The organism is Streptomyces sp. NPDC005202 (assembly GCF_040608235.1).
Classification (GTDB): Bacteria; Actinomycetota; Actinomycetes; order Streptomycetales; family Streptomycetaceae; genus Streptomyces.
In genome coordinates, this window is record NZ_JBEXHW010000046.1 from 24132 (window position 1) to 36288 (window position 12157).

The window sequence follows — 12157 nt, forward strand, 5'->3', positions numbered from 1 at the left end:
GTCCAGAACGCCCGCCATCTCTTCGACAACATCGACTTCTTCGGCTCGATGTTCAACTCGCTGCTGGTGGCGGGCTCGGTGACCTTCCTGGTCCTGCTCTTCGACTCGCTGGCGGCGTTCGTCTTCGCGAAGTTCGAGTTTCCCGGCCGCAGGGTGCTGTTCGCGCTGCTCATGGTCATCTTCATGGTGCCGGCGCAGCTGGCGGCCATCCCGCAGTTCGTGATCATGGCGAAGCTCGGCTGGATCGGCTCGATGACCGCGCTGATCGTGTGGGCGGCGGCCAACGCGTTCGGCATCTTCTGGATGCGTCAGTACATGAAGGGCGCGATCCACGACGAGCTGCTCGACGCCTCGCGCATCGACGGGGCGACCTTCCTGCGCCAGTACTGGCACGTGGCCCTCCCGGTCGTCCGCCCCGGCCTGGCCTTCCTCGGCATCTTCACGTTCATGGGTCAGTGGAACGACTACGCCTGGCCGCTGATCGCCCTGACCAACCCGGACAACATCACCCTCCAGGTGGCCCTGTCCCAGCTCAACGGCACCCACGGAACGACCGACTACGGCATGGTGATGACCGGCGCCCTTCTCGCCCTCGTGCCCCTGCTGATCGTGTTCGCGGTCGGCGCCCGGCAGATCATCGGCGACCTCGCCAAGGGGGCCATCCGCTGATGCCCGGGGATCCGCGGCCGAACGACCCGTTGATCGCGCTGCGCCCCTGGGAGGCACCCGAGGTGACCTCCTGGGGGCGGCTGCCGATGCATGCGGTCGACCGCCGCTCCGGGGCCCTGCTGCTGGACGGCGAGTGGCGGTTCCAGCTGCTGGCCGCGCCGGACGCGCCGGACGGCGATGTGTGGTCGTCGGCATACGTGCCGGGTGTCTGGACCATGCAGGACACGGACGACCGCCCGCAGTACACGAACGTCCGTATGCCGTATGCGCAATTCCCGCCGGGGTCGCCCGTGGACAATCCGACGGGCGTCTACGAGCGCGAGGTCGACGTGCCGACCGAGTGGGCCGGACACCGGATCGTGCTCCAGGTGGGCGCCGCCGAGAGCGTGCTGCTGGTGCACGTGGACGGGCGGCCCGTCGGCCTCTCCAAGGACTCCCATCTGGCCGCCGAGTTCGACCTGACGGGAGTCGTCCGCGCGGGCGAGCGGAGCGTCGTACGGCTGACCGTGGTGAAGTGGTCGGACGCCTCGCACATCGAGGACCAGGACCAGTGGTGGCACGGCGGGATCACCCGCTCGGTGCTGCTGTACGCCACGGATCGGCTGCACCTCGCCGACGTGACCGTGCGGGCGCGGCGGGACGGCGAGCTGCGCGTGGACTGCCGGGTGCGCAACGCGGACGGGGCGCTGCCCGAGGGGTGGTGCGTCAGCGGGGAGCTGGACGGTCGCCCCCTCGCGCAGGACGAGGACTTCGACCGCGCCAACGCCGAGGACGAGCGCGTCTCCGCCTTCCTCGGCGAGGCACGGATCCGCGCCACCGTCCCCGGGGTGCGCACCTGGACCGCCGAGGCGCCCGAGCTGTACGACCTGACCCTCCGGCTGCACCGCGCCGACGGCACGGTCGCCGACACCTCCCGCCACCGGATCGGCTTCCGCGACGTCGAGATCGTCGGCCGGGACCTGCTGGTCAACGGGGAGCGCGTCTTCATCCGGGGTGTCAACCGGCACGACTTCCATCCGCTGACCGGCCGTACGGTGTCGTACGACGACATGCGAGCGGACCTGTGCCTGCTCAAGCGCTTCGGCTTCAACGCGATCCGCACCTCCCACTACCCGAACGACCCGGCGCTGTACGACCTCGCCGACGAACTCGGCTTCTACGTCGTCGACGAGGCGGACATCGAGTCCCACGACCACGCCCACGAGATCGCCGACGACCCGCGCTATCTCAACGCCTTCGTCGATCGGGTCTCACGCATGGTGCTGCGGGACGAGAACCACCCGTCGGTCATCATCTGGTCGCTGGGCAACGAGTCCGACTACGGCGCAAACCACGACGCGGCGGCGGGCTGGGTGCGCCGGCACGATCCGACGCGGCCGATTCAGTACGAGGGCGCCGCCAAGCGCGGCTGGGCGGACCCGGACCTGGCCTCCGACATCGCCTGCCCGATGTACGCGCCGATCGAGGACTGCGTCGCGCACGCCCTGTCCGGGAGCAGACCAAGCCGCTGATCCTGTGCGAGTACTCGCACGCCATGGGCAACAGCAACGGCACGCTCGCCGACCACTGGGCGGCCATCGAGTCCACCCCGGGTCTTCAGGGCGGCTTCATCTGGGAGTTCTGGGACCACGGCATCCTCCAGCGCGTGAGTGACGGAAGACCGGCCGGGCGTGCGGGCGCCGGGCTGTACGACAACGGTGCCGCCGCGCCCGGTCACCGGTGGGCGTACGGCGGCGACTTCGGCGAGGCGGTCCACGACGGCGCGTTCATCGCGGACGGCGTGGTCTTCCCCGACCGCACGCCGAAGCCCGCGCTGTACGAGCACCGGGAGATCGCCGCGCCCGTGCGGCTGGAGTGCTTCCGGCACGAGGGGCTCGTCATCGGCAATCACCAGCACTTCCGCGGACTGGACTGGCTGTCCGCCGAGTGGGAGCTGTCCCTCGCCGACGGCGGCACCCTGACCGCGCCGGCCGCCCTGCCCGCGCTGCGTCCGGGCGAGACGGCGGCGGTGCCGCTGCCGTTCGAGCTGCCCGAGGACGGGGGCGAGGCCTGGCTGACGCTGCGGGTGACGACGGCGGAGGACCTGCCCTGGGCGCCGCGCGGCACGGAGGTGTGTGCGCCGCAGGTGCGGCTGCGCGCGCCGGCTCCGCTCGCGCCGGCCGTCGCCGTGCCGGGCCGGACCGTCGAGGTGGACGCGGACGGGCTCCTGGTCCATCCCTTGCTGACCGCCGCCCCCACGCTGTCGCTGTGGCGGGCGCCCACCGACAACGACGAGCTGGGCGGGATCGCGCCGCGCTGGCGGGCGTGGGGGCTGGACGCCCTCGTCCGCAAGCCGGTCTCCGTCCAGCGGGACAGCGGCCGGGTGACCGTGCTGACCGAGTACGCCGGCCCGATCGGCGTGGTCCGTCACCGGCAGGTGTTCACGCCGGTCGAGGGCGGCCTCCGGATCGAGGAGTCGGCCGAACTGCCCGACGAGTTCGACGACGTGGCGCGGGTCGGGTCGGTCTTCGAGACGGTGGCGGGTCTCGAGCTGCTGGAGTGGTTCGGGCAGGGGCCCTGGGAGTCGTACCCGGACCGCAGTGTGGGGGCGCCCGTGGGCCACTACTCGATGCCCGTCGACGAGCTGTTCACCCCGTACCTGCGCCCGCAGGAGAGCGGCGGCCGGCACGGGGTCCGCCGCTTCACGCTGTCGGCGCCGGACGCCACCGGCCTCGCGGTCGAGCTGGACGAGCCCCGCCAGGTCTCCGTCACCCGCTACCGCGCCGAGGACCTGACCGCCGCCGCCCACCACGACGAGCTGGTGCCGCGCCCCGGCTGCATAGTGCACCTCGACGCGGCGCACCGCGGGCTGGGCACGGCCTCCTGCGGGCCCGACACCTCACCGTCGTACCGCATCGCAGCGGGCGTTCACCGCTGGAGCTGGACCCTGCGCGTTCTCTGAATCCCCCGACTGTCCTTCTTCTCTGCCCTTCTTCTCACGGAGACCCACGGAGCACACGTGTGTACGTCGCCTGAGCGCGACCAGGGCGAGGCCGCGCAGGCCGGTGCCGGAAGACGTGGTTTCCTCCGGGCCACCGCGCTGCGGGAGCGGCCGCAACGGCCCAGGTCGCCCTGCCGGCCGCGGCCGAGGCGGCGCCGGCCGCGGCGGACCGCCGGCGGCCCGATCCCGACAGCCGGCGCTTCACGCTCGCCGTGATGCCCGACACCCCGTACCTCTTCGACGGGCCGAGCATCGACAGGGCACCCGTCGAGGCGTCCCTGCGCTATCTGCTGGAGCACGGCAGGGACGAGAACATCGTCTTCCTGGCGCACCTCGGCGACCTCACCCAGAACGGCGCCCGGGAGGAGTTCGCCGCGATCGGCGAGGCGTTCGGGATCCTCGACCGGCGGGGCGTCGGCTACAGCGTCCTCGCCGGCAACCACGACGTGAAGTCGTCGACCGACGACCAGCGCGGCTCGACGCCGTACCTCGACGCGTTCGGCCCGCAGCGTTTCCAGGGCAGGAAGACGTTCGGGGGCGCGTCCGACGACGGCTACCACACCTACCACCTCTTCCGGGCCGCCGGCCGCGGCCGCCGCCCAGTACGGCCTGGACTGGATGGTGTTCAACGAGCACTCCAACTTCGGGCACGCCCGGCGCGAAGAGGGAGCACGAGGAGATCCTGAAGGCGCGGGCGGCGAACCAGCGCCAGCTGATTTTCCAGGGTCTGGAGTGGTACATCCCGGCCGCCGAGCACGCCACCGTGTTCGTCGCGCCCGGCCCGCACGAGGTGGACCTGCTGACGCAGTTCGAGCTCGCCTACGACGGCAAGCTCCTCGGCTACTCCGAGGGCTCCCCGACCAGCCCGGACACAGCCCGCAACGAGGCGCACGCCGTCAAGGCCATCCAGTGGCTGGCCCAGCAGCGCCGCTCCGGCTACGTCGACGACGTCCTGGTCATCGCCAACCACCCCCTCCGCCTGGGCATCGACTCCCCGCACGAGATCCGCACCTGGCGGGACGCGGCCCCCGAGATCATGATCGGCATGGAGGGCGCGCCGGGCGCGCAGGGCGCCGCCCTCCCCGGCCGGCGCAGCTCGACGTCGATCCGCGGCGAGTATGAGAACAAGCCGTCGGCGCAGTCCTGGGCCGGTTGTCCGGCGGACGCCTATCTCACGTACGGCGGCTTCGACTGGGCGACCGCGACGGTGGGCGGGGCTGTAGGACTCCCTGCTCGCCGAGGGGAAGCTCTACACGATCACCACCAACTCCGACGCCCACGGGATCGTCTTCGACACCTGGAAGAACGGCGACTGGCTGCCCGGCCCTTCAGACATACGCCTTCAGACATACGCCTTCAGACATACGCCTTCAGTGATACGCCTTCGGGCAGGGGCGCTCAGGCGTAGAACCGCGACAGGCTCTGCAGGACGGCGGCGGGCTTGGCGCCGCCCTCGATCTCCATCGTGCCGTCGACGGCGATCTGCACCCCGCCCGGCACCTCCTCGACCGAGGCGAGCCGGGCGACCAGCCGGATGCGGGAGCCGACCTTCACCGGGGCGGGAAAACGCACCTTGTTCAGGCCGTAGTTGACCTTCGTCGACACACCCTCGACCTGAAGCAGCTCGGTGAAGAGCGGGATGAAGAGGGAGAGGGTCAGACAGCCGTGGGCGATCGGCGCGCCGAACGGACCTTCCGCGGCCCGCTCGGGGTCGACGTGGATCCACTGGTGGTCGTCGGTCGCGTCGGCGAAGGTGTTGATGCGCTCCTGCGTGATCTCGAGCCAGTCGCTGGTGCCCAGGTCGCTGCCGGCGAGCTTCTTCAGTTCGTCGAGACCGTTGACGGTGATGCTCATAACAGGCGTGTTCCTTAGGAGAGTTGGCTGCCGTAGCGCTTGCGCACCTGGGACTTCAGGAGCTTTCCGGAGGCGGTGCGCGGGAGTTCGTCCGCGACCACAACCGACTTGGGGATCTTGTACTTGGCGAGGCGTCCGGCCAGGGAGGCGAGCACCTCGTCGGGGTCCAGCTCGGCACCCTCGCGCGGGACGACGACCGCGCGCGGCACCTCACCCCACTTGTCGTCCGGTACGCCGATGACCGCGCACTCGACGATGTCGGGGTGGGCGAGGAGCAGGTCCTCGATCTCGGCGGGGTAGATGTTCTCCCCACCGGAGATGATCATGTCCTTGATACGGTCGACGATGTACACGTATCCGTCCTCGTCGACCCGGGCCGCGTCCCCGCTGCGGAACCAGCCCTCGGCGAAGGAGGCGGCCGTCTCCTCGGGCAGCCCCCAGTAGCCGGGCATCACGTGCGGCCCGCGCACCACGACCTCGCCGGTCTCGCCGACATCGACCGGCGTCATGTCCGGCCGCACCACCCGTACGTCGCTGAAGAAGTGCGGCACGCCCGCCGAACCGGCCTTGCCGACAACGTGTTCGGCGTCCAGGAACAGGGTCCCGGGCGCGGCCTCGGTCATGCCGTAGCCCTGGAGGAAGGTCAGGCCGCGCTCCTGGTACGCCTCGATCAGCGGGGTCGGGACCGGGGAGCCGCCGCAGGTGAGGATCCGTAGGGAGGACAAGTCGGCCTCCGGCCAGCGGGGGTGGCGGGCCACCTGGTCGAACATCGTCGGCACCCCGAACATGAAGGTGATCCGGTGCCGTTCGATCAGGTCGAAGGTGGTGTCGGGGTCGAAGGCCTCGACCAGGATGCAGGCGCCGCCCTTCAGCAGCACCGGCAGGGTCAGCATGTTCAGCCCGGCCGTGTGGAACAACGGGGCGGAGACCAGGGCGCGTGCGTCGGCGGTCAGGTCGGTGTCCACCAGGACGTTGACGGCGTTCCAGGTCAGGTTGCCGTGGGTGAGCATGGCGCCCTTGGGGCGGCCGGTCGTCCCCGAGGTGTACATGATGATGCAGGTGTCGTCGGCGCCGACCGGCTCGTCGATGAAGTCGTCCGCGGCGGAGGCCACCGCCTCCTCGTACTCCGCGCCGACCTCGATGTACGTCCGGACGTCCGTGCTGCCCGGCAGTGCGGCCACGAGTCCGGCGTGGGAAGGGGCGTGGACGAGGGCCTTCGCGCCGGAGTCGGCGAGCTGGTAGGCGATCTCCGGGCCGGCGAGGCGGGTGTTGAGCGGGACGAAGACCGCGCCGAGGGTGCCCGCCGCGAACAGCGTCTCAAGGAAGGAGGGGTGGTTGGGGCCGAGGTAGGCGATACGGTCGCCGCGGCGCACGCCCCGGGTGCGCAGGGCGTGGGCGAGGCGGGTGGTGCGCGTATGCAGTGTGCGGTAGTCGGTCGACTGCTCACCGTGGATCAGGGCGGTGCGGTGCGGGGTCTTGCGGGCCCGGCGTGCGGGCCATGACCCCAGTCCCTCGTTGCGCATCTCACAACCCTTTACGCTTTCGTCAGCCCGAGCAGGCGGGCGGCGTTCTCCTTGAGGATCTTCGGCTTGACCTCGTCCTTGATCGACAGCTTCTCGAAGTCGGCGAGCCAGCGGTCGGGGGTGAGGACGGGGAAGTCGGAGCCGAAGAGGACCTTGTCCTTCAGCAGCGTGTTGGCGTACTGCACCAGCTGCGGCGGGAAGTACTTCGGCGACCAGCCGGACAGGTCGATGTGCACGCCCGGCTTGTGCGTGGCGACGGCGAGGGCCTCGTCCTGCCAGGGGAAGGACGGGTGCGCCAGGATGATCTTCAGGTGCGGGAAGTCGGCGGCGACGTCGTCCACGTGCAGGGGGTTGGAGTACTTCAGCCGGATGCCGCCACCGCCCGGGACGCCTGCACCGATCCCCGTCTGCCCGGTGTGGAAGAGTGCGATGGTCCCGGTCTCCTCGATCACCTCGTACAGGTCGTACGCCACCGAGCGGTCGTTGGGGAAGAAACCCTGGATGCTGGGGTGGAACTTGAAGCCCTTCACCCCGTACTCCTCGACCAGCCGACGGGCCTGCTGCACGCCCGCCCTGCCGCGGAAGGGGTCGATGGAGGCGAAGGGGATGAGGACGTCCGGGTTGGCGGCGGCCGCCTCGGCGACCTCCTCGTTGGGGACGGGCTCGGTGCCGGTGGCGGACTCGGCGTCCACCGTGAAGATCACGGCGGCCATCTTCCGCTCGCGGTAGTAGGCCGCGGTCTCCTCCAGGGTCGGCTTCCGCTTGCCCTCGACCTTGAAGTAGGCGGAGGAGGCGTCGTGCAGGTCGTCGTCCAGGGAGGAGTGCCCCTTGGCGGAGACCTCCGCGTGGGTGTGGACGTCGATCGCGACGAGGTGCTCGAGGTCCATCACGCCTCCGGAAGCCTGGGCGCGGGGATGCCGACCGTCTGCGGCTCGGCGCCGACCGAGGTGCGCCAGGCGTCGGCCAGGGCATCGGGGCTCCAGCCGCCGTCGGCGTAAGCCGCCCTGATCTCCTGCGGATGCGACCAGAGTGCCACCTTGTCACCGCCGATGCCGATCGCCTGGCCGGTGATGCCGCGCGCCGCCTCGGAGGCGAGGAAGGCCACGAGGGCGGCGCAGTCCTCGGGGGTGCCGAAGCCCTCGCCCTTGCGGAGGAAGTCCGGCAGCGGCTCGCCGTTCCTCATGGCCTCGATGTACGGGGCGAAGGCGGGGATGGTCTCGGTCATCGCAGTGGCGGCGACCGGCACGATCGCGTTGACGGTGATGTCCGCCCGGGCCAGCTCCATCGACCAGGTGCGGGCCATGGCGGCGATGCCGGCCTTGGCGGCGGCGTAGTTCGTCTGCCCGAAGTTGCCGCGCTGGCCGGCCGGCGAGCCGACCAGGATGAGGGTGCCGCCCTCCCCCTGCTCGCGCATGCGCACGGCGGCGGCGCGGGCGCAGGTGAAGGTGCCCCGGAGGTGGGTGGTGATCACCGCGTCGAAGTCGTCGTCGGTCATCTTCCACAGAACCTTGTCGCGCAGGATGCCCGCGTTGGTGACCAGGACGTCCAGCCGGCCGAACTCCTCGACGGCACGGCCCACCAGCCGGTCGGCGGCGTCAGAGGTGCCGACCGGCACCACCTCGGCCACGGCGGTGCCGCCCGCCTCGGAGATGGACTTCACGGCCTGCTCGGCCACGGCCTCGTCGATGTCGTTGACGACCACGGACGCTCCGTGGGCGGCCAGGGCGTGCGCGTAGGCGAGGCCGAGGCCGCGGCCGCTGCCAGTGACGACGGCGGCCTTGCCGGTCAGATCGATGCTGGACACGGGCGGATCCCTTCGCAAGAGACGACCACGGGCGGTCGCAGTGGCGAGGCGCGGCCACCGGGTGTGATGGCGGCGAGCGGCGGCCACCGGCCGCGGTGGCGGAGAGGTGCGACTACGAGATCGAAGCTAAGAGCAATAATTGTTGACGTCAATAGTTGTTGCCGACCGGCCCGGTACGCCATTCTGGGAGCACACACGGAAACCGCCCCCTTCGGGGCCTCGACCCGGGAGCCCGCCATCGCCCGCCAGCAACAGTCCCTGAACCCCGCTCCGATCGACGCGCACGAGCCGTGGATGCGCGGGCTGCATGCGGACACGGGCTACCTCCTGTACCGCCTGGGCCTGCGCTCCGGGCAGCTGTTCAACGCCTTCCTGCAGGAGTCGGGGCTGCGTCTGCGCCACTACGCGGTGCTGCGCTTCCTCGCCGGCTCCGAGGGAGCCCTCCAGCGGGAGCTCAGCGCCCGGCTCGGCTACGACCCGAGCGCGATCGTGGGCCTGGTCGACGACCTGGAGAAGCTGGGCTTCGCCGAGCGTCGTCCCTCCCCCGACGACCGCCGCAGCAGGATCGTCGTCCTCACCGAGGACGGCCGAGCCTTCCTGCGCGGCACCGACGAGGCGGGTCGGCGCGTGACGAACGACCTCCTGGGCCCCCTGAACCCGGCCGAGCGGGAGACCCTGCACGCGCTGCTGCTGCGGGTGGCGGAGGCGGGCCTCGGCGACGACGCGCGGCCATGACCACCCGCTCGGCGCCGGACCGGCTGCTGTCGGTGCTGGCCGCGTTCGACCACGAGCACCCGGCGCTGTCCCTGACGGACATCAGCCGCCGGGCCGGACTCAGCCTGACCACCGCGCACCGGCTCGTGGGGGCGCTGACCGAATGGGGCGCCCTGGAGCGGGACGCCTCCGGCGCGTACCACGTGGGGCTCAGGCTGTGGGAGGTCGCGGCCCTCGCGCCGCGCGGGCTGGCGCTGCGGCAGATCGCGCTGCCGTACCTGGAGGACCTGTACGAGGCGACGCACGAGAACGTGCAGATGGCGGTGCAGGACGGGGCGGAGGTCGTCTACATCGAGTGGATCTCCGGGCGTTCGGCGGTCGGCGTCCACATCCGCATCGGCGCGCGCTGGCCGCTGCACGCCACCGGGGTGGGGCTCGTGCTGCTCGCGCACGGCGACCCGGAGTTCCAGAAGCAGTACTGCGCGGGCCCGTTGGCCTCCTTCACGCCGTACACCGTCACCGATCCGGTGCGGCTGCGCCGCGTGCTGGCCGAGGTCCGGCGGACCGGTGTGGCGGTGAGCAGCCGTCAGGTCACCGACGACGCGCTGTCGGTGGCGGCTCCGGTGCGCGGGCCGGGCGGGTCGGTGGTGGCCGCGGTGTCCGTCGTGGTGCCGCAGGCCGACGCACAGGTACCGGTCCTGGTCCCGGCGGTCCGGCTCGCGGCACGCGGAATCTCGCGGGCACTGGGATGGCAGCCGGAGCGGACCTGAGCCTCGCGGTCGGCAGGCCTGCAGGCTGACCTCAGCGGTCAGGCGCCGAGCAGCTTCACGCGATCAGCGGTCGCTCCCCCGGGCCGGTCCAGGGGGCGTCGGGCCCGACATCCCGGAAAACTCCTCCTTCATCTGCTGAACTCCCGTACAGCGAAAGGACTTTCTTTGTTTTAACTCTTGACGACGGGGGTGGCCGAGAGCACATTAGCGGCGCAACACCGCTTGAGAGCGCTCTCAAGGACCCGCCGGCGCCCTCGAGCAAGGCTCCCGCGCTTCCGCTCCGTACCCGAGAGGCACCCCCATGAGCGAATTCTCCGGCACACCCTCCGGCACCCACCGCAGACGCCGCTCCGCACGGCGGGCGCTCGTCGCCGTCCTTGGCACCCTGGGTCTCGCGGCGGCGGCCGCCACCGTCGCGACCCTGCCGGCCAACGCCTCCGCGCCCACGCCCCCGTCGGGCTGGACCCAGGTCTTCCTCGACGACTTCAACGGCGCCGCCGGCTCCGGCGTCAACACCTCCAACTGGCAGTACGACACCGGGACGTCGTATCCGGGCGGCGCCGCCAACTGGGGCACCGGCGAGGTCGAGACCATGACCTCCAGCACGAACAACGTCTCGCTGGACGGCAACGGAAACCTGCTCATCACCCCGCGCCGCGACGCGGCCGGCCACTGGACCTCGGGCCGCATCGAGACCACCCGCACCGACTTCCAGCCCCCGGCCGGCGGCAAGCTGCGCGTCGAGGCACGCCTGCAGATGCCGAACGTCACCGGCACCGCGGCGGAGGGCTACTGGCCGGCGTTCTGGATGCTGGGCGCGCCCTACCGCGGCAACTACCAGAACTGGCCCGGCGTCGGCGAGCTGGACGTCATGGAGAACGTCCAGGGGCTGAACAAGGTGTGGGCCACGATGCATTGCGGCACCAACCCCGGCGGCCCGTGCAACGAGACCACCGGCATCGGCAACTCCACGGCGTGTCCGGGCAGTACGTGCCAGTCCGGCTTCCACACCTACGCCATGGAGTGGGACCGCTCGGTGAGCCCGGAGGCGATCCGCTTCTACGTCGACGGCGTCAACTACCACACGGTCACGGCGAACCAGATGGACGCGACCACCTGGGCCAACGCCACCAACCACGGCTTCTTCGTCATCCTGAACGTGGCCATGGGCGGCGGCTTCCCGGACGCCCTCGGCGGCGGCCTGGACGGCGACACCCAGCCCGACCACCCGATGGTCGTCGACTATGTGCAGGTGCTCCAGTCGACGGGCGGTGGGGGCGGTACCACACCTCCGCCGTCCGGAAACCGCGACGCCTACAGCGCCATCCAGGCCGAGTCGTACGACAGCCAGAGCGGCGTGAGCACCGAGACGACCACCGACACCGGCGGCGGGCAGGACATCGGCTCGCTGGCGAACGGCGACTGGGTTCTCTACAAGGGCGTCAACTTCGGCTCCACGGCGGCCACCCAGTTCCACGCACGCGTCGCGAGCGGTGCGGCGAGCGGCGTCAGCGGACTGGTCGAGGTGCGCCTGGACAGCCGCACCAACTCCCCCATCGGCAGCTTCGCGGTGGCCAACACGGGCGGCTGGCAGTCATGGCAGACCGTCCCGGCCAACATCAGCTCGGTCACCGGCACACACGACGTCTACCTCACCTTCACCAGCGGACAGCCGGCGGACTTCGTGAACGTCAACTGGTTCGACTTCGGGCACTGACCGCCATCCCCCGAAGAAACCGCCACCCCCCGAAAAGGAGAGGGGCCCCACGCGCGCGGGGGGCCCCGCACCCCAGGGAGCGCGCAGCGCAGCACCCCACACCCAAGGGAGCGCTCAGCGCAGCGA

General features: G+C 71.0%; 7 protein-coding genes and 4 pseudogenes. 7 read left to right on the forward strand and 4 right to left on the reverse strand.

All coding sequences use genetic code 11. From position 1 onward, the window contains the following. The 4 pseudogenes from ABZV31_RS34990 to ABZV31_RS35005 all read left to right on the forward strand — a co-directional run. A pseudogene (locus ABZV31_RS34990) lies at positions 1-669 on the forward strand (carbohydrate ABC transporter permease); the annotation flags it as partial. After that, positions 669-3610 (forward strand): annotated as a pseudogene (locus ABZV31_RS34995) (glycoside hydrolase family 2 TIM barrel-domain containing protein). The pseudogenes ABZV31_RS34990 and ABZV31_RS34995, both read left to right, overlap by 1 nt. Before the next feature lie 57 nt (positions 3611-3667). Beyond that, a pseudogene (locus ABZV31_RS35000) lies at positions 3668-4239 on the forward strand (Tat pathway signal sequence domain protein); the annotation flags it as partial. Further along, a pseudogene (locus tag ABZV31_RS35005) lies at positions 4235-4965 on the forward strand (histidinol-phosphatase); the annotation flags it as partial. The pseudogenes ABZV31_RS35000 and ABZV31_RS35005, both read left to right, overlap by 5 nt. Before the next feature lie 82 nt (positions 4966-5047). Here ABZV31_RS35005 and ABZV31_RS35010 read toward each other — a convergent pair. Genes ABZV31_RS35010 through ABZV31_RS35025 form a run of 4 tightly spaced genes read right to left on the reverse strand, consistent with a single transcriptional unit; the run spans position 5048 to position 8830 of the window. Next, the gene (locus ABZV31_RS35010) at positions 5048-5503 is read right to left on the reverse strand and encodes a MaoC family dehydratase (protein WP_355900878.1); all 456 of its coding nucleotides are present in this window, start codon (positions 5501-5503) and stop codon (positions 5048-5050) included. A 14-nt stretch (positions 5504-5517) separates the two neighbouring features. Next, complete coding sequence (menE, locus tag ABZV31_RS35015) at positions 5518-7026, reverse strand: o-succinylbenzoate--CoA ligase (protein ID WP_355900879.1); 1509 nt, start codon at positions 7024-7026, stop codon at positions 5518-5520. An 11-nt stretch (positions 7027-7037) separates the two neighbouring features. Further along, the gene (locus ABZV31_RS35020; RefSeq protein ID WP_355900880.1) at positions 7038-7913 is read right to left on the reverse strand and encodes an amidohydrolase family protein; all 876 of its coding nucleotides are present in this window, start codon (positions 7911-7913) and stop codon (positions 7038-7040) included. Continuing rightward, positions 7913-8830 (reverse strand): SDR family oxidoreductase, encoded by a 918-nt coding sequence (locus ABZV31_RS35025; protein WP_355900881.1) that lies wholly within the window; start codon positions 8828-8830, stop codon positions 7913-7915. The genes ABZV31_RS35020 and ABZV31_RS35025 overlap by 1 nt, the downstream gene beginning before the upstream one ends. Positions 8831-9124: 294 nt before the next feature. Between ABZV31_RS35025 and ABZV31_RS35030 the strand changes: the two genes are divergently transcribed. From ABZV31_RS35030 to ABZV31_RS35040, 3 genes are all read left to right on the forward strand, one after another. Beyond that, on the forward strand, positions 9125-9565 hold the full coding sequence (locus ABZV31_RS35030) for a MarR family transcriptional regulator (protein WP_355900882.1): 441 nt from the start codon (positions 9125-9127) through the stop codon (positions 9563-9565). Then, the gene (locus ABZV31_RS35035) at positions 9562-10314 is read left to right on the forward strand and encodes an IclR family transcriptional regulator (protein WP_355900883.1); all 753 of its coding nucleotides are present in this window, start codon (positions 9562-9564) and stop codon (positions 10312-10314) included. Before ABZV31_RS35030 ends, ABZV31_RS35035 begins: the two co-directional genes overlap by 4 nt. 301 nt (positions 10315-10615) lie before the next feature. Continuing rightward, entirely contained in the window at positions 10616-12031 is a 1416-nt protein-coding gene (locus ABZV31_RS35040) for a glycoside hydrolase family 16 protein (protein ID WP_355900884.1), read from the forward strand. The last annotated feature ends 126 nt before the right edge of the window (positions 12032-12157 follow it).

Bases quoted from the DNA above. Each gene is read 5' to 3' on its own strand.
- ABZV31_RS35030 (WP_355900882.1), top strand. From the start codon at position 9,125: ATGCGCGGGCTGCATGCGGACACGGGCTACCTCCTGTACCGCCTGGGC.
- ABZV31_RS35020 (WP_355900880.1), bottom strand. From the start codon at position 7,913: ATGGACCTCGAGCACCTCGTCGCGATCGACGTCCACACCCACGCGGAG.
- ABZV31_RS35040 (WP_355900884.1), top strand. From the start codon at position 10,616: ATGAGCGAATTCTCCGGCACACCCTCCGGCACCCACCGCAGACGCCGC.
- ABZV31_RS35010 (WP_355900878.1), bottom strand. From the start codon at position 5,503: ATGAGCATCACCGTCAACGGTCTCGACGAACTGAAGAAGCTCGCCGGC.
- menE (WP_355900879.1), bottom strand. From the start codon at position 7,026: ATGCGCAACGAGGGACTGGGGTCATGGCCCGCACGCCGGGCCCGCAAG.
- ABZV31_RS35035 (WP_355900883.1), top strand. From the start codon at position 9,562: ATGACCACCCGCTCGGCGCCGGACCGGCTGCTGTCGGTGCTGGCCGCG.